Raw genomic sequence first — 26,245 nt, forward strand, 5'->3', positions numbered from 1 at the left:
CCGAACGACGTGCGGGCTGCATCTTCCCCCACTGATCTAAATGAAAAGAGAGTTATTACGGACACCGGCTATGGGAAAATATTCATCGGGATTTATACCCCTGCCTCATCAATACATGCTGATGGCCCGGCAGGGGATATCAGGCAAAGATTAGTGGCGGATCTGCGCCAGGTCGTCTTCAGTCAGACCTGTCATCTTCATGACGGTACTGCGGTCAATACCGTTCTTCAGCATAGTACGGGCAATTTTAAGGGTGGCTTCACGCTCGCCTTTTTCAATTCCGCGCTGTTCACCCAGTTGGATGCCCTTCTCGATACCTTTCTCGATACCTTTCTCGATACCTTTCTGCTCAAGCTGTTGTGCGATGGTCATAAGTGCGTCTCCGTGTTGCGGCACACGCTGTGCCAGTTCGCGAACAAAGGCTTCGGCGTCCGCTGTTTCGCCTGCCTGTAAAATATAGTGTACCAGTGATAGGACCTGCGATGAAGACAGATATCCGGCCAGTAAAATCGGCGCCAGCTGGTCAACGAGTTCTGCCAGATCGCGCTGATGAATATGCTTCTGCAGCAGCGTCAGCGCAGCCAGACTGCGGTGCCCTGCAATTTCATCATCCGGAATAACGGTCACGTCAACCAGCGGGAATGCGGTACTGTAGAGCCTTCCTGCAAGTTCAGGATCGTCAAACTCATCCAGCCAGCGAGTCGAGTATGGATACGGGCTGCGCTTCCCCGTGTAGAACAATACCGGTATAACCAGGGGCAGTTTTTTATGGCCAGCATCAAGATGGCGCTGCATTGCAGCCACCGCGTAACGGATAAGCCGAAAGGCCATATGTTTATCAGGCGACGACTGGTGCTCAATGAGAACATGGACATATCCATCACCGGCGGTTGTTTTCAGACTGTAGAGCACGTCACTGAAATACTGCCGGAGATCATCTTCAATGAACGAGCCCGATTCCAGCTTCAGCGTGCTGAGATCGCAGATCGCAAGCAGCTCTGCCGGCAGGTGTATATTCATGAAATCGCGTGCGGTATCCGGCTGTGTCAGAAACTGCCGGAACGTCGCATCATGAGGTGTCGGATTATTGCTTTTTTTCTTCATCGACCCAGACTCTGAAAAATATCAATGTAATGGTACAGGGGCCGACAGTCCTGTGAAACGAAAACTTTCATCAGGGCTTCCAGACCATTCCACCCTGTGGAGAATCTTGCTGTTCCTGTCTGCGCGGCTGTTCCTGGCTTGTATATCGGTTCTGCTCGGCCTCCACGATCCTGCGCTGCTCCGGCTCCTGCAGTGCAAGCCTGCGAGACGGAAATTCCCGGTTAAACTCCGCCACGGTTCGGCAGGCCCGGGTCCTGAAGTCAGGATCGTTACTGAAGCTCACATGTTCGCCACTTTTCAGCGAAGCCGCCCCCACAGCAAACCACATGGACGGGATTTCCTTCGGTGTAACCACTTCCAGTCGGTCACCATAATCTGCCACCTCTGCCCAGCCGTTCCGGCCATATACCACCACACCGTCCCGTCTGACAGTTGCCTCAAACTCCGGGGCTTCCATGATGCCCACATCATCTGCCGGAGCACAGTAGACGATACTGTTAGTCGGAAATCCCCTCCGCTTGCTACGGTAGTGCCAGCCTCGTAACTGGCTGATTGCCGCCACATCGCCCTTAACCGCTTCCTGCTCCACCCACCCCCTGTACGTCATTGGGCGCAGCTTACCCGCCACGTGCAGTGTCGCCCGCTCCTCACGCAACTGCAGACGCAGCGCCGCTTCTTTCTGCATCTTTTCAAACGCAATAATGTTATACGCCAGACGCCGTATCTGCGGATCGGCTGTCCGTCCCCGCCGCCTCACTTCCGCTTTCCGATCGCGCGCCTCTGCGGCTATCGCCCGAAAACGTCCCGCCACATCCAGGTCAGGTTTCTTCCAGTCCATCCGGTAACGCTCATACCGCGCACGCAACTCAAGACGCGCATTTGCCCTGGCCTCCCGGCGTTCTGCTCTCGCCCCCTGGTCACGCACATGCAGCGTGTTCCGGTACCGGTTATGGCTTTCCGGATACCAGTCCGGCGGCTGAAACGCACCGGCGATCGCCTCCTGTTTCAGTGTCAGATCCGGATGAAGCCGGCTGGCTCGAATCGGTGTCTGTGCTGTGTCATACAGGCTGTAGACCGCCAGTCCTTCTCCCTTGCGATCCAGGCACAGTCCGGCCGCGCACAAAATTTCATGCGCGGCCCCCCAGGAGAAATGCGGTCCGGACAACAGGCGATCAATCTGTTCAAAACAGTGCTGGCGTGCATACGTCGTCAGACTTTCCGTATCAGCAAAGTGCTCCAGACGCGCCGCCCCTTCCGGCAGCGCTTTCATCCGTTTCTTCGCCCGGACAACATGACCCTGCTCGTCAACCTTCCAGCTGCCGTTGTCATGCCTGAATCCGTGTTTCAGCTCCAGCTGACGACAGCAGCGCTGCAGCCGCTCCTTGCTGAAGGACAGCGTCGCCGCTTTGAACGTGCGCGGACATATGCGGTTTGTCGCAATATGCACATGGACGTTGTCCGTGTCACGGTGAATGGCGGCCACATACTGATGCCCTTCCAGACCCAGGGCTTTCTGTGTGTCAGCCACGCAGGAAAATATGATATCCGGGTCAGGATTTTCATCTTCCTGCCAGGACAGAATGTAATGAAATACCGGCTCCTCACAGCGCCGGTTAGCCATCGCCGTCGCCGCCATTTCCACCGGCGCGGTTTCCAGGCTGAAGCAGTTATGCTGGATCACCACACCGTTCACCGCGATACGGGAGTCGCCGTTCTCCAGCATAATTTCTGTCCCCTCTCCCTCGCCGGCGTTCTGCGAACGGTCAATGTATTCAACCAGCCGCTCAAAGCACGCTTCACGTGAACGGGAGGGACGCCGGAAACGGGCATCTTCCCGGAGCGCCTCTTCCGGACTGAGCTCATCCCGGATGCAGTTGTAGGTGATGAGCTGCAGGAAGCTGGACCGGCCGTCTCGCCGGCCGTCAGGGACTTTGGCGATCATACGCCGCTCCTTTGCCCGAGCCTGAGCAGCGTGTCGCGAATGGTCACCAGGATATCAGCATACTGTTTGCTGAAGCTGGCACTGACCGTATCCCGGCCTTCATTGAAGAGGTGTTTCTGCAGAGCCCCCAGGCGCGTCAGTTCACGGACGGTCTGCTGATCGCTCCAGGTCTGGATTTTACGATTGAGCGCGCACCGGCGCAGAAATTCCCCGGTACTGAGACCGGCGATTTTCGCCTTTTCCAGAATTTCTGTTTTCTCCTCCGGCGTGCATCTGATCCCCAGAAGCAGCTCGGTGCGCTGACGTTTTTCGCTCTTGCTCACAGTTAGTTATCCGCTCCCTGCGCGAAATTGCCGGGCAATTTCGCCTCACCCGGGGTGTCGGGGCTCTGCCCTGACCAGGAGATTTGTTGGGGCCGACACCGTGGTGGCGGTTCAACAAATCACATCCTGTCCCGCGTTTGGCTTCGCTTATTTTGCATGCAATCGAGTATATAGACGTCTTTCTGGTGACTCCAGAAAAACCATGCTTGGTGTGTGGTTTTGTGACACAATTCCCCGCGTCCGGGCAGGAGGGATGCAGGGGCATGTTATGACAGCAAAAAAATGGTTTTCCGAAAATGATGTGAATGCGGCCCGCGAACGACTGAGTGCGCTGCCGGATCTCACACGGGAGCGGCTCACGCGTGCGGAGGTGCTCGGGCAGTTGCGCGACGATATCCGGACGTTACACAGGAAGAAAGGTTACACCCTTCCGGAGCTGCGCCAGCAGCTGGCGAGTATCGGCCTGACCGTCAGCGAGAAAACCTTACGGGACCTGCTGGACGGTGGGCGACCGGCACGCAGACGGACAGGCAGTCCGGCTGTTGCAGAAGAAAAAAAAGCGGGCGGTCTGGCAGGAGAAAAGTCAGATTAATGACAGAAAAAAGGGGCGTCCGTTGCGCCCCTTTTTCATGTTCAGCTTTTAAGCTGTTTCATTTTCTCGGCCATCTCCCAGAGTGCGCGGTTCAGTTTCACATCCCCGTCGATGCCGTTTACGGGGCGCGTACGCTGATGCTTCCCTTTCGCGTTCCTGCCCCATACGCCGCCCTTCGTCATGTTCTCCTGAACGCGCTGGTAAGTCGTCCACAGATCATCTTTTTTGTCTTCGTGGCGGCGGGCCTGCAACACATCGTCAGCCGTCAGCGGGATATGTTTTCCTTCCCCTTTCTCGTCATATTTCCAGTTGAGCGCAATCTCCGCAAAAATGCGCTGTTCGTCGCGACTGAGGCCGATTTCTTTCATCTCGCTGCGCGATTCTTTCACACCGTCGAAAATCTCCAGCACCTCAAAGGCCCCCTCAATGACCTGCCCCACCACGTCGCCTTTGTGCGGCACGCGGATTTCACCAAAAGTCTTTCCGCAGACCATGCCGTTCATGCAAACGAAGCGGAACATACCGGGGATCATCTGGTAGCTGCTGCTGCCGTCGTGGCTGTTGAGAAGAATAATTTCCGGTACTTCCTCGCCCGCAATTTCACCTTCGCGGCGCAGTCGCAGCATGTGTTTGGTGTGTTCTCGCTTACCGATATCGCGCGTACGGGTCTGGCAGGCAAAGAAAGGCTGGAACCCTTCTTTGCGCAGATTATCCAGCAGCGTGATGGTCGGAATGTAGGTGTAGCGTTCGCTGCGGGATTCATGCTTTTCCTCCGAGAAGACGCTCGGAACGAAGCGCATCAGTTCGTCATTGGTCAGCGCGCGCTCTTTACGGATGACGTTGGCAGAGCGGAAAACGGATGATAAACGGGCCATGGTAATTCTCCTCTGAATGCAAAAAGTGACTTTCTTCTGGCGTTGTCCTTTTGATGGTGATTCACCATCGCGAAAGGCCGTTGCCGTGATGAAATGACCGGCCTGGACCTACAGTGAGGCCTGCAAGGGAGCTGACCGAGGCCGCAGCGCAAGCGACTGACCAACAGGAAGGAGTGCGAACGGGGGAGGAAAGCAGGCGTCAGCCGTGCCCTTGCAGGGTGAACGGTCCAGGCCAGTGTCTTTCACGGCAAAGGCGGACTGCGATGACACCGGGAACGAAAAGGGAAACGCCGGAAGGAAGTGGCGGGCCATGCCCGTATCCGTAAAGGGGACGCGAAGCGGCCCCGGTTGGGGCGGCACTGGCGCAAGCCAGTTGCAAGCCCGGGATGGTGTCTGACGGAAAGAAATTTACTGATCGGGAAACATATTGCCCCGGGTTTCAGGGCAGTATCATCACCATTCAAACTGAGAGCAGGCATCGGGAGAAGCCGGTTTTCCGGCTTTCCTTAGCGGCCGTCCGTGACGGCCAGTTAGAGTGGCACTGCCGGTTCGGCAACTGCTAACGACACCCTTCAGGCATCGTTTGCTATCCTGACAGGACGGCGCCAGGCCAGGTTTGAGTTTCTTTGGTTTTGATGCTTATCGACTCGAAATGCGGATGAATAACGAGGTAAAATAAGTGCAATTTCTGCACTTTTTTGATGGTCGTTATGACCGGTTTTGAACTCAGATTATGGCGAAAGAGCCTTGGCTGGCGCCGCGACAGGGCAGCAGAGGAGCTGGGCGTTTGCCCGCGTTCTTACAAAGATTACGAAAACGCGTCTAAAGTTAAGCGGGCCATAGCGTTGGCCATGATCACGCTTTCCGTACAGGGTATCATGCCGCTAATATCACGCCCTCAGATCAGCAAATTGAAAGCCCTTGAGATGCTTCAGAGAATGCTGCCCTGAATCATTTGCGCAGGTCAGCCCTCAGGCGCAGAACCGCAATAATAAAAGGGACTGCCCGATTGCTCAGACAGTCCCTTCATAAAGGCGCTTCAGGCATGTCAGACATCATTAGCCCCTGAATGGCGGGGGTTACCCCCCGCCGGGGTTAGCTACTTAGCGGATTCGTAAGCCATAAAAGCCGCCACCTCCCTGTTCGTATCTCTGTACCGGATTTCGCAGAGTGACTTCCGGGTCAGGTAAGTGAATATCAGCAGTGTGAGACACACTATTAATACGCACCCGAGCAGAGTGTTTCGCGGTAGTTTCATGGCCTTCTTCTCCTTGCCTTGCGGCATCTAAGAGGCTATCCTGATGTTGTCTAGGCATACAGGTGGCCTCGTGGGTTAATGAAAATTAACTACGGGGCTTTCTGCTCTTTGCCACACAACACGGTAACAAACCACCTTCACGTCATGAGGCAAAAAGCCTCAAGCGCCACCGCTATAATACCGCACACCGTCACTGTCTGACCAGGATTCCAGCCCTTATCGGGCTGATTTACCGCGAAAATACTCCGGTCGGGTTTCCAGTTCCCGCTCGATAAGTTCATCAGCAAACAGTGGCGCAATCCGATTAACGCGGCGCTCCAGATTTCCTCTGCGGGCAGCCGCTTTCCGTTCATCGCTCCAGCTCCTGATCTGTCTCTCATCAGGAAATCCACACACACTGCATACCTGGCACCAGCCACCCAGCGGGCCATCACCGATTCAGGAGCGGGCTGCCCGGCCCCCACCACTTCCGATACCAGTTCATGCGGACCCGGACACGGTCTGTGCGGAACCTTCCAGCGCAGCGAATAGCGCCTCTTCATCCCCGGCTCCGGTCCGTCAGCTTGTTGGGTACCTTCCAGCGTTCGGCCTCGCGTAAATGTGCCGGGGTGTCCCGGACGTTGAACCGGATTTCATACATCACGTTGTACAGTGGCTCATTGCTGTCGCGCAGCCAGCCCAGCGATATCAGCGAGGCAAACCGCGTCCACCACTGCCAGAACCCCTGTGCCAGCTCCCGCGCGTCAAACTCGTCAGCCCAACGCGTATACAAGGTGTTAATGGTTTCCGGCGACTGAAAATTAAGCTCCGTCAAGGCCTGTCCCAGCAAGTTCTGCCGCAACATCCAGGCACGCTCCAGCACTTTTTCCTCCCGGCGCATTTTGCGGTTGGAAGCAAGTTTCTCGCGCTGCATCCGGCGATCTGAGCGCATGTGCATCACCTCCGGGAACAGTTCAGCCTGTACATCAGTGGAAAGTGGCAGTGGGTAAGACTCTCCGTGGCTGGAAATAAGGCGGTCCAGTGCCTCTTCCACCTGTTTCAGGCTGGTCAGCTGGTTCTTCGGCTCCCAGTTCAGGCCGGGAATCACATATTTCGCGAAACCGGGCGGTGCCGTGCATCCATACCAGTCGGACGATCAGTCGGGGATACAAGGGCGCAAAGGAAGCCGCAGCCTGACGGCATGGAAGACGGGAGCTGAAGGGTGAGACCGTGAAACTTGAGTGGTCGAACGACCGGAAGATCGCGGCTGACGTGTAGGAAGGACCGGATGACCGCCGCGTGCACTTTACCCATGTATCCACGACAGCCCGGCTACGATGGATGCACGGGACAGCCCGCACACGGCGCCGGACTGACAGAGTGGAAAACCATCAGGCCACGTCACGCGGGGACGGGGCCGCCATAAAAGCTGAGCCGACGTCATTCTTTTCAACTTCTGTGTCACCGGCGGATAAAAAAGGAGGAGTTTCCCCTTCCCTCAATGACTTAATCCCCGAACAGATCTGTGTTGCACACCAAGTTCAGTACATCCCGCAACACGCGGCGGTCAACTAGCGACGAACCGGTTCCCTCGGGAAACGCAGAAGATCGGTCATAACCCCGGCCGCTTCGATTTCTTCCCGGGACTCATTCACTAGGGTGAGCAGGACCGGACAAAACCGCGCCTCCCGGACCAGTATACCGTCCAGCACCTGATCCAACCGTTCCCCGTCCTTACTGTCCAGCCAGTTGTCATGCCCATATTCGTCCGCAACCAGTCGCCAGTCTCCGAAACGTTTTTCCATCAGCCGCGGCGCGGCAGATGGTACAAGTACCGCCACGATGTGCTGCGCGTCCTGGTGAACGATGTCATCTATCCGGTCAATGACATCTTTCAGGAAGGCCAGCAGATCATCACATTTCGCCGCAGTCAACCACTCCTGCGCACAAGGCAGCCGCTCCGGGTACGGGTCAAGCTGACCGTGGAATAACGAGCCGACAGTCCCCATCGTCAGCGAGCCGATACCGCGAAAGCGGCTTGAAGGACTCTCCTTAAAGTGTGCGAGTGGATGGCGTAAAATCACAGCGACGTCGGACAGGAGCGAAAATGCCGCCCGTCCCGTGACCGTCCGGGCGCGGCACACTGGCTCCGGGCGGTGGATATCCCGCACATTGCGTGCATGGTTGTGGATCCTTATGAAGATGCCCTCATGTAAGAGATGAAGACATAACTAACATCGCGGTATGTTAATCAACGGGGAGCAGGTCAGTCAGCAGCTTCAGTGCACAGGCGCGATAGCCCCAGCTTTCGATTCCTGCTTTTTGAACAGGAAAACCGCATGTACCAACTTGCTACTGACCTCTCATTTATTCAGGCCCGCTTGGACCCGTCGACGAAATGCCGGATCGCGGAGCCAGTCGAGCATGAACTAAGTTCGTTACCGACCAATTTTCCTCAATGCTTTGACAAGTCCGTTTGCCCGCGGTATCGGAGTAATGCTCTCTGATTTACAGGGAGTTTTCGTGATACAGCAAGCCATTGAGAACATAGAGGATATAAAACAGTATAAATAACTACATTGTGAAAAGTTGAAACATAAGTTGGCATTTTAGAAGAAGATCAACTTTTTCATGTTTTTATTGATTAAAATAATGCTATTTAATTAGATTGATAAAGGGATATTGATATGTGGAAATTAAGCGGTCGACTTATGTTTTTAACTGGCATAATTCACACTATAGTAGGAGTTATTTTAGGATATAGTGCGATCAATGAAATCAGCCATAGAGAATATTTCAATGTAATAGCCCAGAATATAAATCTTGAATATCATTTTTGGTTTATTTTTTGTGGGTTAATTATTATCATGCTAGGTCAATTGCTCCATGTTTTTATACAGAAAACACAGGAGCCCGCACCTAAATTTCTAGGTTATAGCATAATGACTATTTCAATCATTGGATGTATATTAATTCCTGCATCAGGGTTTTGGCTTTTTATTCCACAAGCACTAATAATTCTTTTTCCAGCTAAAAATTGAAATATTATTCATGATGCAATGTATCTTGCAACAGATTGTCTGGTAGAAAGTATAAAAAAATAAACACTTTGATATATGTTTTTTAGAACTATAAGTTCCATAAAAGAAATTATTCAATAAGGTGAACATAAGGATACCCTTCTGGTTCACCTTTCTATTAAAAAAGAAAAATACACTTATGCAGAAAGTAATCAGGCTTACATGAGAAATGCCTAAGCGGCAAATGTCGTTCATGCACAGTGACCAGCTCCCCGATGTTTGTGATGTCTTCATAAGACACATGTGAATATCCCCATGAGGAACCGCAAAGAAGCCATTTCCACATTTGTTTCGTAAAGGCCTGGTAACCTTCCAGAAAGCCTTTATCTCTGTGATGCAGAGTAACCAACAATTTCACAAACCACAGTGCTTTTCCAGTGATCTGGCTCGAATATGAATTCCATTGGCGACGAGACAGTACCACTCCGGGTGGAACGGGTTATGAATACCCATAACAAGGCCCTGCCTGGTACTGGCTATGAAAAACAGCTGTCATCAAAGATGCGATCTCATTCACAAAATGCAAACGCAGCAAACCAAAACAGAAGCTATAAATCTTGTTTTGATTTTGTTTTGATCGTATGTTAATTACACAAAAGCAATCATCAATCTTCAGTTAACCCGGGAGGATCCATGAAAATTGCAATCGTAATTGCTTCAAATGGTTTACTCGCCAGCGAATTGGTCAAAGTAGCAGAACGTACTGTTGGGCAGTTAGAAAATGTCAGGGCCATAGAATTTCACGATAGCGAAAGCATTGAGGAACTCGTAAATCGTTACAGGCAAGCAAGCAAGGAACTAAATACTACCAATGGCATTGTTTTTTTAATAAATGACAGATTGAGTTGTCACCATTACGTTGCAAGTCAACTTGTCCATGAACTCCAAAATGGCTGCGTCATTGCAGGAGTTAATCTTCCTATGTTAATTTCATTATTTCTGTATGAATCTAATGAAACTGAAATAGCCCCTTTTGCTTCCAAAGCGAAACTATATGGTATAGCCGGTATTCAGCTAACTGAAAAAAGCGATATTGATAAGGCGATTAATGATAAAAACAAAAGCAATGAATTCTTTTAGGTTTGAGTTTTACACAGAAGGAATTTTTTTATGGAAAAAATAACAGTTCAGATATCAATACCTAAGGCTATTGGTGACTCAAAAACGGTATCAGTACCTCGTAACAACACGCTTATTGAAGCGCTTTTAACAATGAATCAACCTATTGTAATGGATAAAATAATGAAGAGCAGCACTGAATTTAATCAGTTCGTTCTTATCTATCACAACAAGGCTAGAGTGAAAAATACCGATTTTATTCTTACTAATGATTGTAATATAGACATAATTATCCCGATGGCGGGAGGATAATATGGAGTCACTCAGAGATAAACGTCAAATCAATGTAATTAGTCCTCATGGACAGAAAAAAATATCTAATTCATCAGTTTTTATTGTGGGATGTGGCGGTCTGGGTTGTCCTGTGTCTTTATACCTGACAGCATCAGGAGTCGGAGAAATATCAATCATTGATGACGATGTTATTAGTGTTTCAAATCTTCACAGACAAATATTGTTTGATGAAAGAGACGTTGGGAAACCAAAAGTTATGGTGGCTGCTGAAAAGCTCAGGAAAATTAACTCTGCTGCCAGACTTAATGTTTATCGGGATCGTATCTCTAAACATAACGCTGAGAAATACTTAAAAGGTCATGATCTTGTCATCCTTGGATGTGATAATTTTCTCACCCGTTATATAGTGAATGATGCATGCTGTAGACTAAATATCCCTTTTATCAATGCCTCCGTACAGGGTGATGAGGGTTCTTTATCTTATTTTGATATTGAGCATGGATGTTACAGGTGTATCTTCCCTGAAATACCGCCTGATTTAGTTTTGCCTACTCCAGAAGAAGCAGGAGTTCTGGGGCCTGTGGTTGGTGTTATCGGAACTACAGCGGCAACTTTGGCTGTGCGCATTCTCACCGGTAATTACGAACATTATCTTAATACTATTTATAACTTCGACTCAACAACCTTACAAATGAATACTTACTCTTTTACCAAAGAATCGTGTTGTCCAGGTTGTAAAAATTAAACTATCAGGAGAATTATAAATGCATCTTACCCCATGGCTAAAAACAAATAAAGTTGAGCTGACTTCCAGACTAATGATTGGAACTGAACAGTACGACACGGCCGATATGATCCGGGATGTGACGATGGCTGCCGGTGCTGAACTACTCATTGCTACAATCAACCCCAAAGATCGGAGTGCTGGCGTAGCTATTGCTGATGTCGCTAAAGCATTTGAAGAGAAACAATATAAATTTGTCCCTGTTTCAACAACATCATTTGTAAATACTGCTCAGGATGCTGTAGATACAGCGATGAAACTGCGTGACATGTTCGATATTGAATTTGTTAAGCTTGATGTTCGTAACGATCCTCGTCAACGCTGGGCAAATAATTTTGATGTCATAACTGCTGCAGACATTCTGCTAAAAGAAGGTTTTGATGTTATGCCTATGATTACACCAGATCCCTTTGCAGCCTTAAAACTACAAGATATGGGATGTTGCGCTTTACGTTTGTCCGCTGGAGAGCTTGGGACCGGGCGTGGTATTTACAATTTTGAAGCCATGGAGAATGTCCGAAGTATGGTGGAAATTCCCTGTGTCGGCGAAACAGGCATTCTGGATGTCACAGAAGTAACTCAGTTGTTTGACCTGGGCATGGACGCTGTTCTTGTGAATTCGGCTATTGCACAGGCCAGTGATCCTGTTGCGATGGCCGCGGCCATGCGCCTGGCCACCGAAAGTGCACTGTATTACAAGAAAGCTAAAGGTTAACTTTTCAAAGGACAGGTAATACCTGTCCTTTTATTTGTGGAGGGATTATGACTGAAATTATATGTAAAGCTGTACTTTTTGACCTTGACGGAACGCTGGTTGATTCGGGTAAATGTATAGAAGAATTGTGGCGTGAATGGGCTGAAAAGCATCATTTAGATATAAACTATGTTCATTCCATAATACATGGCAGAACAATAGAGGAAGCGCTTTCAAAAATATCACCGCATTTTAGTAATGAAAAATGTGTTGAAGAAGTTAAATCTCTCGCGATTGAAAAACTGAGTAAAATGGCTCCGGTATCAGGTGCGGTTAGTTTTTTATCCTCATTGCCTCATGATTTGTTTGCTGTTGTTACATCCGGAGCGAAAAAGGTGGCATTGCCAAGCATGTATGGTGCAGGCATTCCGGTCCCGGAATGCATAATTACAGCCGAAGACGTCCAGAAAAGTAAGCCATCACCGGAACCCTATCTGCTGGCTGCTGAGCGACTCAATAAGCATCCGGGAGATTGTGTCGTTTTTGAGGATGCAGATGCCGGTATTACCTCTGCTCTTGCTGCGGGCATGCGGGTCGTCGTTGTAGGTTCATCACTCGATCTAAAATATGAATATCAGAAGCTTCTTCGGGTAGATAATTTTAATAATATTAAAGTATCATTTGACGGTGACAAAATCATAATTTCATTATGATGTCCATCATAAAATACAGGCTTGATGCCTGTATTTTAATAATTTGTCAGAATGGTTTCAAAATATTGACTGATTCCGGAATACATTTCCTTTCATCCGGTGTCAATTCCCTCTCAAAGATTAATGTATCCAGTTCACTGTAAGAACAATAACAATATAATCCCTGTAATGAAATTTTTGAGGTATCTGCAAGAAGAATCGACTTACTGGCTTGTTCAAGTACTATTTCTTTAGCTTCAAGCTCTCTGTATGAACCTACAGTAGGACCATTATGATGGAATCCATCACAGCCCATGAATGCGATATCAATATTGCTCTGACGTAATGCCCTCATCGTCCAGGCTCCGACATATGAATAACTTTTAGGTCTTAATTCACCGCCGGTAACCAGTAACTGATTTTTACTGTTTGAAAGTGCCTGTGCAGCCATCATCGAATTTGTAATTATGGTCAGGTTTTCATACATATTCAGCACATTAGCAAGTTGCAGTAAAGTTGTTCCGGAGTCGATGAAAATAACATTGTTTTCTCTAATCAGGGAAACGGCACAATTAGCAATTCTGGATTTTTCTTCGGCATGTGAACTAATCTTGAACGGCAATGGATTTTCAGTGTAATTGCTTGCCGGGAGGACAATCCCGTGGCCTCGCTGAAGGATATTTTTCTCATGCAACTCTGTCACATCCTTTCGGATCGTTTCAGGAGTTACGTTGAACATTTTTGCCAGTTCACTAATGGTTGCTCTGCCGTTAGTTAATACCACATTGATTATTTTATTTCGGCGTTCTACATCTACTGGTCTGGCCATAACTGCCTCACGTTAAAAATTCAATTTTGCATATAACAAACCGTCCTGATTCCGGAAATGACTGACGCCATGTTCATCTCTGTCAGGCTTGTTATTTCAGTTCTTTTAGTTGTGTCTTTACACAACTGACTACCCTGTCCATTTCCTTACAGAATTTTTTCGCGTCACCTGAGCTTCTGCTCCTGGGCTGCACGTAGGTTTTTTTATCAAACCGACAGGTGTAGTATTTCACTGTCTCATTAAGTCGGGGACGTGTACCTTCCCGGGTAAGATTAACTTCTACATATTCATCATTACCATGGGTATATTGTCCTGTATGAAGATAAAGCGGAGCCCAGTCTGTCATCAGATGATCGTTGTTACTGTTGACTATTTTTGCATTTATACCCGCCCGGTGAAGAGCATCAGGTAAATAGGTAGAATACAGGTTATCAATAAAACCGTATGTCCCTACAATGATGATATCGCTTATCTCTTTGCGCGTTAACCCGACCAACTCTGGCGCAAAATCATCCGGGTGAAACACCAGACTCATCAGAGTGTCAAAGTCAGAGGTCGTTTCGTACAGAGGTGTTGACGGTGAACCTTTCCATGTATCCGGTGCTGCTCTTTCTTTTACCAGTCCTGCGTTCTGTAAGGCGTGCACCGCCTGAATAGCTATGCCACTGTCCTGGCTCGTCAGAGCCTGCTCGGCCTCTTCTGAGGAGGCACTGTCACGCACAGGTACGGTCTGACGAATTTTAAGTTCCCGGGCAAACCTGATCTGATAGCTGGTCAGCGTGCTGACAAGGCGAATAAAATGGTATCGCTTGTCATCTGGCATTTCGCTGAGTGGAGTTCGGCCCAGCGTCACCGACAGGCGTGTATAATATTCGGTCTTTGATTTTTCATCATCTGTTGCCAGTTTTCTTATGACCGGTAACAGATCCGCCTCACGAAATTCCACTGTTTCATCATAATCACGATTAAGTCCCAGAAGAAACGTCTCAAGACGTTCAAGCCTTTGCTCCCGTTCTATCCCGGCGATACCCCGAATAAACTTTTCTGTGGCCGAAACAGAGCCTCCCAGGAGGGGTACTCCCTTAATGGCCTCAATAATCAAATCTTTTGCCAGTTTCCTGTTAGCCGGGCTGCTGTAAATGTCTTTTGCTACCGCCCTAACCTCTTCCATAAAGGGGGATGACTTACCGTGCCCTTCCGGAGGAACATTTTGGTCAGACCTTCTCATATTTTCTCCCCGGCAGACTCATTTCACTGACGTCAGAAGGTTGTCTGCAGTGTCCCGAAGCCAGACATAGAGTTCATGACCGTCTTCGTCCGGCCCCGCATCCAGCTGAATACAGCGCTTCGTGACTGTTCCGCCACTGGCCTGGATATCTTTGAGCAGGGAGCCCACCGTGCCGGTTCTGTCATCAATCACCACCCGGTCCTGATATTCCGCAAACTGGTTCAGGGTAAGGTCGACAAACCAGCCGGTCACCTCCACGATGACGTGGGATTTTACTGTCGACAGGTTCTCTTCCCGGAAATCCTCAGTCGTCTCCATATGGATAATCACCGGCTTCAGGGACGGATCACCGTCCTGAAGATACTGCGCCAGAAAGTTGCTGGCCAGATCGCAGCAGCCGTGTGGGAAGGCATTCAGCTCCTTCCATCGGTCCATCCGGAAGCATTCATTGGAGCGGGTGTCGGCCGCAAGCACCAGGGCGTTGCGGAAAGCGTGGATACGGCGTCTGATTTCTGGTGTCATTTTGTCACCTTCCCGCCTTTCGGCTCAGCCCGGGCCTGCATCAGCAGTTCTTTCTGCAGCGCCTTTTCACTGGCCCGCAGGGTTTTCACTTCCTCCCGGCTCTCCTGCAGCTGTTCATTCAGGTGTTCACTCCGGGTTTGCAGGCGTACCACCTCCTCGCGCAGCGATATCATCTGTTCCTGCAGCGTCTGCTCCTGCTGCAGCAGACGGCCACGTTCGGCCTGAACCTCCCGCAGCACCGCCAGCTCGCTTTCCAGTTCGGCGACTTTCGCCAGCGCGGCGTCGCGCTCGATGTCGGCCTGTTCAATGTCGGCGTCGGCCTGCTCGCGCGCGGCCTGCGCCCCGGCGTCCGCCTGCTGCACGGCCGCCTGCCACAGCAGGGAAAGCTGACCAGTCAGCAGCTGCTGCAGCTCCGGCGGTAACGGGAGGGTTTCTTCCCGGGCCTGTTCGCGCTGCCGGGCGCGGAACGCGCGCATCACCGGGGAAATGGTGGCCAGGGAGCCGCCGCCGAGGTGGTCGCGCACCTGGACGTTGGTCGGGTTCGGGGTGCCGGCCGCGATGAGTGCCGCAGCGGCGTCCTCAATGCGACGGACCATGTCGGGGGAAGGCAGTTTGCTCATGGGATCTCTTCGTGGTGGCGTTATACCGGCAGTGTATCCTTTGAATAAAAAACACACAATACATTCGATACAATACAATTAATACATACAGTACATACACCTTCTCTCTTTTTTCGCTCAGTTCCGAAAAATACCAAAGTCGGATCCTCGGCCAATACTGGTTCATAGCTATGAATTAAAAGGAGGGTGATTTATACCGTGACTTAGGTTGTAGGGACATAATAACCATGGAATATATGAGTAAATATTTCATTCTCTGGGTACAAAATCTCTTATAGTTGGTGGACTTCTAAAGCGCCATGGAAAAGGAACAATGATGGTAGGATCTCGCTGGTATAAATTTGATTTTCATAACCATACTCCGGCTTCACATGATTACAGAATGCTTGATATCACTCCAAGAGAATGGCTTCTTGCTTACATGCGGCAGCAGGTTGATTGTGTTGTCATCAGCGACCATAACAGTGGTGCCTGGATCGACATCCTGAAAGATGAGCTGGCTAAAATGTTACAGGATGCGAGTACCGGCGAGCTGCCTGAATTCCGACCGCTGACACTTTTTCCTGGGGTGGAGCTGACAGCAACCGGCAATGTCCACATTTTGGCAGTTCTTCACACGCACAGCACCACTGCCGATGTGGAAAGGCTTCTGGCCCAGTGCAATAACAACTGCCCCATTCCACGCAATGCCCAAAATCACCAACTGGTCCTCCAACTGGGACCAGCCGGTATCATTAACAATATTCGCCGTAATCCTGAGGCTGTCTGTATTCTTGCCCATATAGATGCGGTTAAAGGCATTCTTCAAAGCCTGACCAATCAGGGTGAATTGACTGCCGCTTTTCAGGAAAAACCCCATGCGGTTGAGATCAGGAATCAGGTGGAAAATATTACCGATGGAACCCATCGGCGGCTTATTGATGGTTTGCCGTGGCTACGGGGCTCAGACGCTCATCATCCCGAACAGGCCGGTGCACGCACCTGCTGGTTAAAAATGTCGTCCCCTGATTTTGACGGGCTCCGTCATGCCCTACTTGATCCGGATAACTGTGTTCTTTTCGATCAGCTTCCCCCGGAGGAACCCGCTTCGTATTTACGTAGTCTGAAGCTCAGAACCCGTTACTGCCAGCCTGCAGATCAGGACGCAGCATCAGTAGAATTCAGTCCTTTTTATAACGCTGTAATTGGCTCCAGGGGCAGTGGTAAGTCCACGCTCATCGAAAGTATTCGTCTTGCGATGCGCAAGACCGGGGGACTCACTGCGTCCCAGAACCGGAATCTGAGCCAGTTCAGTGAGTCGGGTATGACAGAAGATTCCTTCATCGAATGTGTGTTTCATAAAGAGGGTACCGATTTCAGACTTAGCTGGCGACCGGGTGGTAACCATGAATTACACATCTTCAGTGACGGCGAGTGGATACCTGATAGCTACTGGTCGGCCGACCGTTTCCCGCTCTCGATCTACAGTCAAAAAATGCTTTACGAGCTGGCTTCAGACACCGGTGCATTCCTGCGCGTCTGTGACGAGAGTCCGTTGGTCGATAAACGGGCCTGGAAGGAACGATGGAATGAGCTGGAACGGGAATATCTGAACGAACAAATAACCCTGCGTGGCCTCCGGGCAAGACAGGTGACAGCCGACTCTCTGCAGGGAGAATTATCTGATGCACTGCGTGCCATCAACCAGCTGCAGTCAAGCGCCTACTATCCCGTCTGCAGCCTGCTGGCTCTGGCCAAAAGTGAGCTTTCTGCTGCAACCTACCCACTGGAGCTCTACGAGCAGCATATTACAGCCATTCAGTCTCTGGCAGCAGAACCGCAGCAGATACCTGCCATTCCACAGGATCCGTCCGGCCCACTGACGGAATTCATGGCACGCCTGTCGTCTGTACAACAGCATTACGACCAGCGACTTAATGCACTCCTGGCAGAATGTGCTGCAGAGCTCACAGGCATCAGGCAGGAACAGGCGTTCACAGCTCTAGGAGCCGCAGTCAGTAGCCAGGAGGCTGCAGTGGAAGCTGAGGCTGTTGCCCTCCGGGCCCAGGGACTAAATCCCGATGTCCTCAACGAACTGATGGCGCGTTGTGAAGCACTGCAACATGAGCTGAGAAATTATGACGGCCTTGACGGAATGATTACCGGCTCGCAGGCGCGGTCTGAGCTGTTGCTGTCTGATATGCGTGCTCACCGAATGACTCTGACACATAACCGGAAAGTATTTCTGTCTTCCCTGTCACTTACCGATCTGGACATCAAGATCCTTCCCCTTTGTGCCCCACATGAAGAGATCGTGTCTGGTTATCAGACGGTGACTGGCATCAGTAATTTTGCCGAACGTATCTACGATCACAGTGATGGGAATGGCTTACTGCATGCCTTTGTCAGCCAGCGTCCGTTCAGCCCCCAGCCTGCGGCAACAGAGCAAAAATACAGGGCGCTGGACGAATTGAAAGCGTTGCACCAGGAAATCCGTCAGAATAACTCAGGGGCCGGATCCTCGCTTCATGGTACTTTCCGGAATCGCCTCAGAGGTCTGAATGACCAGCAGATGGATGCACTGCAATGCTGGTATCCCGATGATGGCATTCACATCCGGTATCGGGCACCCGGAGGACAAATGGAGGATATTTCGTCCGCTTCTCCGGGACAGAAAGGGGCGAGCATGCTGCAGTTCCTTTTATCTTATGGCACTGATCCACTTCTGCTGGACCAACCTGAGGATGACCTGGACTGTTTGATGCTGAGCATGAGCGTAATACCCGCGATTATGTCTAACAAGAAGCGCCGGCAGCTTATTATTGTGTCGCATTCTGCCCCTATCGTGGTTAACGGAGATGCAGAATACGTTATCAGTATGCAGCATGATCGTACCGGCCTGTATCCGGGACTCTGCGGCGCGCTTCAGGAAGCCCCGATGAAGGCTCTGATATGCAGGCAAATGGAGGGAGGCGAAAAAGCGTTTCGTTCGCGATATGAGCGTATTCTGAGCTGAAGAACTGGAAACGCCAGCTCCTGAACGAGCTGGCGTATGCCGGTGTTCCTTTTGATAAAGAAAAACTTAACACGCATATGCCCCTTAATATTATAAAAAAAGCCGCATTGCGGCCTTTTCTTTCTGTCAGTCCGACTTTAAGGCAGGGATGTCCGTTTGGAAAGGGTCAACCCAATTTACTTCCATGTCACTTTTAAGTTTCAGCAGTTCAGGATCTAACACTTTATCCTCTAACACCTGTTTGACACGCTGTCTGACTCCATCCCAGTCATCAAAAAAGTCCTTAACCTGATCATGATCAATTCGCCTGTATGCGCCTTTATCTGAACTGAATACGTTAGTTCGTAAGCTCATTAATAAATCGATAAGCCCATGATCAGTCGAAGAAACCTCTTGTACCCAGTCTTTGACCGTTTCCAGCGAACTCATCTCTTTCCATGCATACAGATATCCCAGGAGTGACTGACGTGAAAGCAACTGACCCCGGATTTCTTCCTGATCCATACGGGCAGCAAATCTGTCGCGGAGCTGTTCGGTAATCTCACGACTCAGCAGAGCCTCAGAAGGACTGGAAACCCTGTTCTGAGCCAGACCGTGTTCCCAGATAAGATCCCGCATAAAATCTGCTGTCCAGAATGGCGAGGTTCCACTGCTGACGAACGTCTCCAGTAACGCAGCCGTTCTGGCTTCGTCGAGTTTCAGCATATGCTTCAGCAAGTGCCTTACAACCTGATTAATGCCCATTTCACGCAGCGAAAACCATGGGTTACGGGTTCGGAAGCGAGTGCTGACCTCATCCGTGTGATCGAAGAAAAACTTAACAAGCCCTGCACACTCTTCGAAAGTATGTTCTCTTATCAGGCCCGGAGTCAGCCTGCTCAGAATATGTTCGAACCAGGTACCGGTCATGCTGCCTTCACTGCTTATTTTCGACAATAGCTGTTCAGACAGTTGCGACTCCTTTTCTGGTAGAGCGGCCAGCACAAAAAGTCGATCGAAAAACTCAGACGGCAATACATTCTGAGGCGCAGAAAAAGCAAAATAATATCGCCAGTGCGTCACGCTGCTGAGTCGCTTACCGGTCGTCTGGTTATGACGAAAATCCTCACTGACCGGCTCAAAGAGATTCAGATGTTCATCATCATGCCCGTTGATCCCCGGTATCCAGTGTGCGAGCGTCAAAAATGAGCTTGCGCCGGACGCCCGAAATCTCTTCAGTAGGGTGACAAGCTCCTGCTGAAACAGTTCTTTTTCTCCGTCAGCAAGTGCCCCCTGACCTGTCTCTACCACTACCCGCTCTGTAAGATAATGCTCGGTCCAGTCATACAGGGCTGGATTAGTCACCCTTATAAGCTGAAGCAGGCACAAATCAGGAAAATACACAAAATCCCGCATTCCTGGATAAAGGAAAATGAGGGAGTTCATAGCCTGATGTATCTCACGGGGAGTGGATAATGCTGCACCATATGTATCGGACACCTTGGCAAGATCATCTAACATTGCAGCATCAGGCCGTTGATGATTTATTTGCTCATATAAATCGGCAGCCCGCTTACCAAATTCATAGCGGAGATCGAAAGTTTCGGGTCGTGGGATCTTAAAACTGAGCTGAATAATCTTCTGCAGATAACGGTTCCCGTCCTCGACATTCAGTGCATGCTCAACAGCATGCGTGATGATGTTCCTGTCATAACAAAGAATATGCGTAAAGCGTGGAAGATCGGCCACAGCGCGTACCAGCCTGAACACTTCTGCAATCTGGGACGGTTCAAGACGATCTAGGTCATCCATAACGACAATGAATTTCTGATCTAGACTGACCAGTTGTTGTGCAATTTCCGCCCGCAGTTTAGTGGTTGTTTTTTGATTTACTGCGAAACGCGTCCCGGTAAAGACTTTTATCCCGCCAGCTATTCCGTTAACAATACGGGAAAACTGCCCGATATACTCTACCAGCGGTAGGACTCGTGACGACGTATTCTGTGCATATTCAATCACTTGCTGCGCTTCCGGCGACAGCAGATATTTACGCCAGAGTTTTTTGAGACCCTTCGGAGGATGGCGTTTTTCCATTTCCTGCTGGATAACCGTGGCCACAGGAAGAAAGAGCGCTTCAACCGGGCTGCTGCCGCTCAGCCAGGGGGAAATATGCAGCACATGCGTGTGGCCATCCTTTGTCTGATTAAGGCTTTTTAATATCAGATTCAGCAAGCTAGTTTTACCCGATCCCCATGCCCCTTCAATTCCAATGACGTTCGAAGTGTCCAGCGGGAGGGAAAGGACGCTTTGGGCAATATTTTCAGCAATGGTTTTGAATCCGTAACGGTCATCAGCCGCAGATTCGACTGCCGCATCAAGCCCTTCTCGGTTCCACAACTGTCTTCGTATTTTCATACTACAGATCTCCGTACAGGCAGCGCATCCCGGTAAGGGCCTCCGCCAACGTACCTTCAGCACATTTCGTTGTGAGTTCACTGACCAGCGACTCAAAGGCCTCTGCCGGGAGAAATATCCGAAGCCCGTCGATCCCGAAGAATCCCTCCGGCGTGACATGTCCGGGCGGGGAAAACATCACGCGCTCGCCCTGGTGGCCGTGCGCCAGGGCTTCCGGATGGCGGGCGTACAGCGTGAACAGGCCCAGCAATTCGGAGAACGCTTCCCAGCCGTACGGCACCACGAAGTCCTGGCCGGTGATCAGCAGGTGCAGCCGCGGTGTCTCATACCAGGCGCCCGGGCGCGCGCCGGGGTGCTGGCCGTCGATGCGGATCTCCAGGCGCAGCGTACCGGCCTCAATGGTTTGCGTGACGGCCGGGATCACCGGGCGCAGCTCCTGAGCCAGATCTCGGGCCTTCTCCCCGCTCCAGTCCAGCCCGCGCAGCATCAGCGGGAAAACGGTTTTCAGCCGCGGCAGGGTGAAAATCCCAGCCAGAGCACTGTCGGGAATATCGGCGAGGTTGAAGCAGTCGCTCTCCAGCGGACGCAGGAGGTGTTCGGCATACATCTGGTCCACAACGGGGCGCAGCTCTGCCCGGAAGGCGTCAAACTCTTCCGTCCAGTTTTTCCCGGCCAGGCGGAAAATCCCCTTCAGGTAGTGACCGTCCACAGGGCGATCGTGCTCCACCTGCCAGGCCAGCAGGTCGCCGGTGATGTCCAGCAGCGTGTCCAGAGCCGGGAGGGTGGCAAGCCTGTTATGCCTGCGCAGGAAGGCCTCCCTGGCGTGAACCAGGACAAAGTGCAGTTCGTCGCGGGAGAGCGCTGACGTGCCTAAGGTCTGGCCAAGAATGATATGCCGGTACAGCTGCCGGACCGTAGCCTCAGGATCGGCGACCAGCTGAAAATACCCGTCGCCGGGCGCGACCGTTTTCAGGCCGTCATCGAGGAAGCGTTCGGCCAGGGCGTTGACCGAAGTATTTTCGCGACCGGCGCGCACTTTCAGCGCCTCGATCAGCTTTTTGTGAAAACGCAGGTTAAGCTGGCTGAGCATCATCGTTCCTTGCATGTTTGTTTTTCTCTTCATGCTAACCTAGCATTTTATTGTTATCCATTAATCAATTTGTTTTGATCTCCAAAATTGTGATGCATCATTAATTACTAAATGTGATGATTATACCGCTATAGTAATGTATATCCCTTCTAATTTCAGCGGAGATCCGAAAACCCTGAGTTCCGGATCTGTCGGAACCCCTCCGGCGCGCAGCGGCCCGGAAACACAAGCACAAGATGTAGTGGTGTTTTCAGATGACAGTGACGCTATATGTTGTATTCCGCACCCTATTCGTGACCTGCTGCTCAACGGCCGATATTGCCGCTTTGCTTTTTCCCAGACAGTGGCACACTTCCGGAAAAAGTGAAATAGCGTAAAAATCGGATCAGACCGGAATGGTCATCCGGTAATTTAACGCATTTGTTATATGACTGCTTATTATCAGCATAAAAATGATGTCGGAACGGGAAAATCATCAGGGTGACAGATGCAGGGTTGTGCGAAGCTAATTATGCTGCGCTGCATAATTACTCTGCTTGACTGTTTGCCAGCAAACCAGAAGGAGATCAGAATGGGACGTTCAATACCAGTGAAGATAGGTAAGAAGGAATTTAAAACCAAAAAAGCCGCCGTGGACTATTTCATGGATCAGCGTGAAGCAGTCAAAGCAGTGGGCCCGCTGAAAGAGGGAGAGTTGTTTGATGGATTGCGCGTTCTTTATCTGCGTTACTGCGAAATCACAGACTATCCCCTGGGCAACCGGGAGATTTATGCATTCAGCGTAAATTATGAAACTCGTCATACCGACCAGAACTACGGTACGTATTTGTGCTATTGGGTACATTTTTCACCGAAAGATACGGATGGATTGTCCTTTTCGGTTAAACAAGCAGTAGATGCGATCGCCCGCGCTGCGGCTGAACAACCCTGACGGTGGGCGTGATGTATCAATAAAGGAACACATATGGCTGACTGGTTTATTGCGACTGAGGGCGTGAAGGTGGTGAAGGACAGCGCCAGTCTGTGGCCGCAGATCGTTACGGCGGTTTCATCTGCCGGTGCGGCATTCGGTGGCGTGTGGTACGGACAGAAACTGATAACTCAACGGGAGAAGGACGCTGCAGCAGCGAAGCTGGCCAGTGAACGCCTCTTCATTGCCACCGAACTGGTATTTCTGCTTGAGCGATTTGCACAGCGTTGTCTGCCCGTTGCGTTAGATCAGGGGGATCGAGATGAGGATGCCAGATATAAAGCTAATTATTTTATTCCTGAACTGAGCTACGCTTCGGTTTCCGGAGACTGGCGCTCTTTGCCTGCAGATCTCTTATATCAGCTACAACAACTTGAGGTCCTCAGGGAAGAGTCAGTCTCGATAGTAAATACTGCATTTATTGAAAGTTCCCCTTATGACAACGACGGCATTATTGAGCTGAATAATCAGGCCAGCCGTCTGGGCATCAGGGCCATTCACCTGTCCCGCCAGCTCAGAAGACTGTGCTCAATGCCTACTGACCGCCTAGAAGATCGTAAATGGTCATTGTGGCCACAGTTATGTATTGCGGCTGGTCAGAGTATTGAGCGAGGCCTCAGATATGCGCAAAGCAATGCTAAACTTCAGGTTGCTTTAGCTCAGATACCTCCTCCCCACGATTTGAATGGATATTCACAATGACATTACCAGCTTTGCATGGATTTCCAGCTGCAACTGGTGGCGTTACACCATTATTATTGCCGGTTGCAATCGACTACCCGGCAGCGCTGGCACTTCGACAGATGGCCATTGTGCATGATGAACTGCCGAAATACTTACTGGCTTCGGGAATAAGCGCCCTGCTCCATTACGTGCCGGATCTTCACCGCTAGATGCTGCTGGCAACTCTCTGGAACACCGGCGCGCGCATCAACGAGGAGCTGGCGCTGGCGCTGACCCGGGGGGATTTTTCGCTGGCGCCGCCGTATCCGTTCGTGCAGCTGGCCACGCTCAAGCAGCGCACCGAGAAAGCGGCCAGAACGGGAGGTCGAGCGTCGGGCGGTAGTCAGGTTCATCGCCTGGTTCCGCTTTCTGATCATCAGTATGTCAGTCAGCTGCAGATGATGGTGGCCACTCTGAAAATTCCGCTGGAAAGACGAAACAAGCGCACCGGTAGAATGGAGGATGAGCGTATCTAGGAGATCACAGACCGTACTGTCCGCACCTGGCTTAGCGAAGCGGTGGAGACAGCAGCTGCCGACGGAGTGACGTTCACAGTACCGATAACCTCCCATACGTTCCGTCACTCCTACGCGATGCACATGCTGTACGCCGACATACCAAGGAAGGTTTTGCAGAGCCTGATGGGCCACAAATCAATTAGCTCGACGGAAGTGTATACGACAGCTTTTGCCATCGATGTTGCGGCACGGCACCGCGTCCGGTTTGCAATGCCAGAAAATGAAGCCGTTAAGCTGATGAAAAAGTTTCATCTTGGTCATAGAGCTTGACATCCTCCCCAGCCTGAAGGAATGCAGGGGAAGTTCTTGCACATAAACAAAGCCCGAATATTGACAGGGTTGGATTTAATAGCATCTTCAATGTAATTGATGAATTCCTTTCATTATTCCCGCAAGGTAATAAATTTAAAGGGCAGGATAAACGCAAAAGAGCAGCGCAGGAGCTACTGGAGCTGCTGAAAGAAGGCGTAGTTTTATCTGATGGGCGTTTTGAAAGCATACCCAATCACCTGAAAAAAATATTCTGGATATTAAAAACACTTGATCGGATAAAAAACGAAGCTCGGTGAAACACCAGTGACTGATGGAAAGTTTATTCGTTCAGTTAAAGCTGCTCCTGGAAAACACTATTTATCTGCAAGGCTGGAACACCAAGAAGAGAGCTCGGCAGAGGGGATATCCCGTCTAATAGTAATTATGACTGTATAACGTCGTTCTGTAATAACGTCATGAGTTTTCTTCTGACGCCGGGAATATCGCTGACGGAGTGCTCATTGCTGTATTTGTCTATCGTCATGAAAAATACGCAAACTTTTGACGTCCGCTTTAAATTCTGGGCAGAAAAGGTGAATGTCAGAGCGCAACGATACATCGTCAGCATTGTCATTGAAATTGAAAAACTCCATGGCATGTTACAACAGGCCGGGAAACATATCTTATTCAACGGCTGTCGGTATTTTCATTTTACCAGTGGTTAAGGCGTGCCCTCTGCCAAGGTAGAAATTAAGGTTCAGGTTGTCTCCGTTCTCACGGCGAAAGTTAAGGCAGATTTAGTTCTCAAGGATTCTCTTGATGTTGTCGCATATATACCCGGGCGTGGACAAATCAACAAACACAGCGCTTTTCAGGCCATGGATGAAGCAGGGAATGAGTCAAACATATCGGGATACAGTCATCAGCTTCTGACGAACAGAGTTCGACTGACATGAGCGAGTTTGGCCATTTTATGTCGGCTATAACCGGTGCAATTGATGTCAGAACGTCAAAACCAAATCGCTGCATATCTAATCAGTATCTGTAACGAATTCCTAGGCTAGAAGCCAAGAGTTCCAGGTGGTGTTAACTGAGGGAATAAAATCAGACCGAACGATGAATTGATTTGGGCCATGCAGAACCTGTCTAGTAGGCTTTGGCAGAGATTCCGACAGGGTAAGAATAAGACTTCGTTTGCAAATACCTGTTAATTCAGCTTTGGGGGTGAAACATCACTGTGAGTGATCGGTCCAATGATAAAAATGAGACCGTGGTCCTGCACAAAATACCGGCACAGTTGGTACAGGTGGGACCATGGTCCCGGGCACAATGCCGGTATAGTTGGTGCAGGTGGGACCGTGGTCCCGGGCACGATGCCGGCACAGTTGGTGCAGGTGGGACCGTGGTCCCGGGCACAATGCCGGCACA

At 50.4% G+C, this 26,245-nt stretch carries 22 protein-coding genes and 6 pseudogenes; 12 read left to right on the forward strand and 16 right to left on the reverse strand.

Features of this window, described 5'->3' with window-relative positions:
• Positions 1-150 precede the first annotated feature (150 nt).
• From SIK97_RS21015 to mobA, 3 genes are all read right to left on the reverse strand, one after another.
• Positions 151-1,104, reverse strand: coding sequence for an Rpn family recombination-promoting nuclease/putative transposase (locus SIK97_RS21015; RefSeq protein WP_319610968.1), 954 nt, complete (start codon positions 1,102-1,104; stop codon positions 151-153).
• A 70-nt stretch (positions 1,105-1,174) separates the two neighbouring features.
• Complete coding sequence (gene traI, locus SIK97_RS21020) at positions 1,175-3,046, reverse strand: TraI/MobA(P) family conjugative relaxase (protein ID WP_319610969.1); 1,872 nt, start codon at positions 3,044-3,046, stop codon at positions 1,175-1,177.
• On the reverse strand, positions 3,043-3,369 hold the full coding sequence (gene mobA, locus SIK97_RS21025; protein WP_023321898.1) for a plasmid mobilization protein MobA: 327 nt from the start codon (positions 3,367-3,369) through the stop codon (positions 3,043-3,045). Before mobA ends, traI begins: the two co-directional genes overlap by 4 nt.
• Before the next feature lie 268 nt (positions 3,370-3,637).
• On the opposite strand from mobA, the gene SIK97_RS21030 reads away from it, so the two are divergent.
• Positions 3,638-3,961 (forward strand): molybdopterin-guanine dinucleotide biosynthesis protein MobC, encoded by a 324-nt coding sequence (locus SIK97_RS21030; RefSeq protein WP_319610970.1) that lies wholly within the window; start codon positions 3,638-3,640, stop codon positions 3,959-3,961.
• 41 nt (positions 3,962-4,002) lie between these two features.
• Here SIK97_RS21030 and SIK97_RS21035 read toward each other — a convergent pair whose 3' ends face one another.
• The 7 genes and pseudogenes from SIK97_RS21035 to SIK97_RS29740 all read right to left on the reverse strand — a co-directional run.
• The gene (locus tag SIK97_RS21035) at positions 4,003-4,836 is read right to left on the reverse strand and encodes a DUF932 domain-containing protein (protein ID WP_049593944.1); all 834 of its coding nucleotides are present in this window, start codon (positions 4,834-4,836) and stop codon (positions 4,003-4,005) included.
• A 1,099-nt stretch (positions 4,837-5,935) separates the two neighbouring features.
• Positions 5,936-6,055, reverse strand: a complete 120-nt coding sequence (locus SIK97_RS21040) for a type I toxin-antitoxin system Hok family toxin (RefSeq protein WP_223156217.1) — start codon at positions 6,053-6,055, stop codon at positions 5,936-5,938.
• Positions 6,003-6,152, reverse strand: a pseudogene (locus SIK97_RS21045) (DUF5431 family protein); the annotation flags it as partial. The pseudogene SIK97_RS21045 and the gene SIK97_RS21040, both read right to left, overlap by 53 nt.
• A gap of 158 nt (positions 6,153-6,310) precedes the next feature.
• Positions 6,311-6,636, reverse strand: a pseudogene (locus SIK97_RS21050) (theronine dehydrogenase).
• Positions 6,633-7,178 (reverse strand): annotated as a pseudogene (locus tag SIK97_RS21055) (plasmid SOS inhibition protein A); the annotation flags it as partial. The pseudogenes SIK97_RS21050 and SIK97_RS21055, both read right to left, overlap by 4 nt.
• 401 nt (positions 7,179-7,579) lie before the next feature.
• Positions 7,580-8,064, reverse strand: a pseudogene (locus tag SIK97_RS21060) (hypothetical protein); the annotation flags it as partial.
• A gap of 375 nt (positions 8,065-8,439) precedes the next feature.
• Positions 8,440-8,559 (reverse strand): annotated as a pseudogene (locus SIK97_RS29740) (Tn3 family transposase); the annotation flags it as partial.
• 201 nt (positions 8,560-8,760) lie between these two features.
• Here SIK97_RS29740 and SIK97_RS21070 point away from each other — a divergent pair.
• From SIK97_RS21070 to SIK97_RS21095, 6 genes are all read left to right on the forward strand, one after another.
• On the forward strand, positions 8,761-9,114 hold the full coding sequence (locus tag SIK97_RS21070) for a DUF6463 family protein (RefSeq protein ID WP_049593942.1): 354 nt from the start codon (positions 8,761-8,763) through the stop codon (positions 9,112-9,114).
• Between the two features lie 672 nt (positions 9,115-9,786).
• Positions 9,787-10,233: a PTS sugar transporter subunit IIA gene (locus SIK97_RS21075; RefSeq protein WP_074188071.1), complete on the forward strand. Its 447-nt coding sequence runs from the start codon at positions 9,787-9,789 to the stop codon at positions 10,231-10,233.
• Between the two features lie 30 nt (positions 10,234-10,263).
• On the forward strand, positions 10,264-10,524 hold the full coding sequence (locus tag SIK97_RS21080) for a hypothetical protein (protein ID WP_049593941.1): 261 nt from the start codon (positions 10,264-10,266) through the stop codon (positions 10,522-10,524).
• Position 10,525: 1 nt separating this feature from the next.
• Positions 10,526-11,251, forward strand: a complete 726-nt coding sequence (locus SIK97_RS21085; protein WP_074188070.1) for a HesA/MoeB/ThiF family protein — start codon at positions 10,526-10,528, stop codon at positions 11,249-11,251.
• A 19-nt stretch (positions 11,252-11,270) separates the two neighbouring features.
• Complete coding sequence (locus tag SIK97_RS21090; protein WP_319610971.1) at positions 11,271-12,005, forward strand: hypothetical protein; 735 nt, start codon at positions 11,271-11,273, stop codon at positions 12,003-12,005.
• Between the two features lie 47 nt (positions 12,006-12,052).
• The gene (locus tag SIK97_RS21095; protein ID WP_049593939.1) at positions 12,053-12,697 is read left to right on the forward strand and encodes an HAD-IA family hydrolase; all 645 of its coding nucleotides are present in this window, start codon (positions 12,053-12,055) and stop codon (positions 12,695-12,697) included.
• Between the two features lie 46 nt (positions 12,698-12,743).
• Here SIK97_RS21095 and SIK97_RS21100 read toward each other — a convergent pair whose 3' ends face one another.
• The 4 genes from SIK97_RS21100 to SIK97_RS21115 all read right to left on the reverse strand — a co-directional run bounded on the left by SIK97_RS21100 (position 12,744) and on the right by SIK97_RS21115 (position 15,875).
• Positions 12,744-13,505, reverse strand: coding sequence for a DeoR/GlpR family DNA-binding transcription regulator (locus tag SIK97_RS21100; protein ID WP_049593938.1), 762 nt, complete (start codon positions 13,503-13,505; stop codon positions 12,744-12,746).
• Positions 13,506-13,596: 91 nt separating this feature from the next.
• Positions 13,597-14,733 carry a hypothetical protein gene (locus SIK97_RS21105; protein ID WP_142298657.1) on the reverse strand — a complete coding sequence of 379 codons (1,137 nt, stop codon included), beginning with the start codon at positions 14,731-14,733 and terminating at the stop codon, positions 13,597-13,599.
• 18 nt (positions 14,734-14,751) lie between these two features.
• Positions 14,752-15,168 (reverse strand): hypothetical protein, encoded by a 417-nt coding sequence (locus SIK97_RS21110; protein WP_195481890.1) that lies wholly within the window; start codon positions 15,166-15,168, stop codon positions 14,752-14,754.
• 83 nt (positions 15,169-15,251) lie between these two features.
• Complete coding sequence (locus tag SIK97_RS21115; protein ID WP_049593936.1) at positions 15,252-15,875, reverse strand: DNA-binding protein; 624 nt, start codon at positions 15,873-15,875, stop codon at positions 15,252-15,254.
• A 313-nt stretch (positions 15,876-16,188) separates the two neighbouring features.
• Here SIK97_RS21115 and ppl point away from each other — a divergent pair, with 313 nt between their 5' ends.
• Positions 16,189-18,870 (forward strand): anti-phage protein Ppl, encoded by a 2,682-nt coding sequence (gene ppl / locus SIK97_RS21120; RefSeq protein ID WP_049593935.1) that lies wholly within the window; start codon positions 16,189-16,191, stop codon positions 18,868-18,870.
• Between the two features lie 126 nt (positions 18,871-18,996).
• Here the strand turns inward: ppl and SIK97_RS21125 are convergent, their stop codons facing one another.
• Both SIK97_RS21125 and pifC read right to left on the reverse strand, forming a co-directional pair.
• Positions 18,997-21,264, reverse strand: a complete 2,268-nt coding sequence (locus SIK97_RS21125) for a P-loop NTPase fold protein (RefSeq protein ID WP_049593934.1) — start codon at positions 21,262-21,264, stop codon at positions 18,997-18,999.
• Between the two features lies 1 nt (position 21,265).
• Positions 21,266-22,354, reverse strand: a complete 1,089-nt coding sequence (gene pifC / locus SIK97_RS21130) for a transcriptional repressor PifC (RefSeq protein WP_163473274.1) — start codon at positions 22,352-22,354, stop codon at positions 21,266-21,268.
• Between the two features lie 571 nt (positions 22,355-22,925).
• On the opposite strand from pifC, the gene SIK97_RS21135 reads away from it, so the two are divergent.
• From SIK97_RS21135 to SIK97_RS21150, 4 genes and pseudogenes are all read left to right on the forward strand, one after another.
• A complete protein-coding gene (locus SIK97_RS21135; RefSeq protein WP_049593932.1) occupies positions 22,926-23,285 on the forward strand; it encodes a hypothetical protein in 360 nt (119 codons plus the stop codon).
• A 33-nt stretch (positions 23,286-23,318) separates the two neighbouring features.
• Positions 23,319-24,026, forward strand: a complete 708-nt coding sequence (locus tag SIK97_RS21140) for a hypothetical protein (RefSeq protein ID WP_064355340.1) — start codon at positions 23,319-23,321, stop codon at positions 24,024-24,026.
• Positions 24,023-24,835: pseudogene (locus SIK97_RS21145) on the forward strand (tyrosine-type recombinase/integrase). The gene SIK97_RS21140 and the pseudogene SIK97_RS21145 overlap by 4 nt, the downstream one beginning before the upstream one ends.
• 458 nt (positions 24,836-25,293) lie before the next feature.
• Positions 25,294-25,542, forward strand: coding sequence for a hypothetical protein (locus SIK97_RS21150; RefSeq protein WP_142298656.1), 249 nt, complete (start codon positions 25,294-25,296; stop codon positions 25,540-25,542).
• Positions 25,543-26,245: the final 703 nt, after the last annotated feature.

Origin of the sequence: Klebsiella sp. JN_Kp126, from assembly GCF_033843325.1 — a bacterium.
Taxonomy (GTDB): domain Bacteria; phylum Pseudomonadota; class Gammaproteobacteria; order Enterobacterales; family Enterobacteriaceae; genus Klebsiella; species Klebsiella michiganensis.

What these genes read in the sequence shown, in the direction of transcription:
- SIK97_RS21015 (WP_319610968.1), bottom strand. Translation starts at nt 1,104, where the DNA reads ATGAAGAAAAAAAGCAATAATCCGACACCTCATGATGCGACGTTCCGG.
- traI (WP_319610969.1), bottom strand. Translation starts at nt 3,046, where the DNA reads ATGATCGCCAAAGTCCCTGACGGCCGGCGAGACGGCCGGTCCAGCTTC.
- SIK97_RS21030 (WP_319610970.1), top strand. Translation starts at nt 3,638, where the DNA reads ATGACAGCAAAAAAATGGTTTTCCGAAAATGATGTGAATGCGGCCCGC.
- SIK97_RS21035 (WP_049593944.1), bottom strand. Translation starts at nt 4,836, where the DNA reads ATGGCCCGTTTATCATCCGTTTTCCGCTCTGCCAACGTCATCCGTAAA.
- SIK97_RS21070 (WP_049593942.1), top strand. Translation starts at nt 8,761, where the DNA reads ATGTGGAAATTAAGCGGTCGACTTATGTTTTTAACTGGCATAATTCAC.
- SIK97_RS21075 (WP_074188071.1), top strand. Translation starts at nt 9,787, where the DNA reads ATGAAAATTGCAATCGTAATTGCTTCAAATGGTTTACTCGCCAGCGAA.
- SIK97_RS21080 (WP_049593941.1), top strand. Translation starts at nt 10,264, where the DNA reads ATGGAAAAAATAACAGTTCAGATATCAATACCTAAGGCTATTGGTGAC.
- SIK97_RS21085 (WP_074188070.1), top strand. Translation starts at nt 10,526, where the DNA reads ATGGAGTCACTCAGAGATAAACGTCAAATCAATGTAATTAGTCCTCAT.
- SIK97_RS21090 (WP_319610971.1), top strand. Translation starts at nt 11,271, where the DNA reads ATGCATCTTACCCCATGGCTAAAAACAAATAAAGTTGAGCTGACTTCC.
- SIK97_RS21095 (WP_049593939.1), top strand. Translation starts at nt 12,053, where the DNA reads ATGACTGAAATTATATGTAAAGCTGTACTTTTTGACCTTGACGGAACG.
- SIK97_RS21100 (WP_049593938.1), bottom strand. Translation starts at nt 13,505, where the DNA reads ATGGCCAGACCAGTAGATGTAGAACGCCGAAATAAAATAATCAATGTG.
- SIK97_RS21105 (WP_142298657.1), bottom strand. Translation starts at nt 14,733, where the DNA reads ATGAGAAGGTCTGACCAAAATGTTCCTCCGGAAGGGCACGGTAAGTCA.
- SIK97_RS21110 (WP_195481890.1), bottom strand. Translation starts at nt 15,168, where the DNA reads ATGGACCGATGGAAGGAGCTGAATGCCTTCCCACACGGCTGCTGCGAT.
- SIK97_RS21115 (WP_049593936.1), bottom strand. Translation starts at nt 15,875, where the DNA reads ATGAGCAAACTGCCTTCCCCCGACATGGTCCGTCGCATTGAGGACGCC.
- ppl (WP_049593935.1), top strand. Translation starts at nt 16,189, where the DNA reads ATGATGGTAGGATCTCGCTGGTATAAATTTGATTTTCATAACCATACT.
- SIK97_RS21125 (WP_049593934.1), bottom strand. Translation starts at nt 21,264, where the DNA reads ATGAAAATACGAAGACAGTTGTGGAACCGAGAAGGGCTTGATGCGGCA.
- pifC (WP_163473274.1), bottom strand. Translation starts at nt 22,354, where the DNA reads ATGCTCAGCCAGCTTAACCTGCGTTTTCACAAAAAGCTGATCGAGGCG.
- SIK97_RS21135 (WP_049593932.1), top strand. Translation starts at nt 22,926, where the DNA reads ATGGGACGTTCAATACCAGTGAAGATAGGTAAGAAGGAATTTAAAACC.
- SIK97_RS21140 (WP_064355340.1), top strand. Translation starts at nt 23,319, where the DNA reads ATGGCTGACTGGTTTATTGCGACTGAGGGCGTGAAGGTGGTGAAGGAC.
- SIK97_RS21150 (WP_142298656.1), top strand. Translation starts at nt 25,294, where the DNA reads ATGAGTTTTCTTCTGACGCCGGGAATATCGCTGACGGAGTGCTCATTG.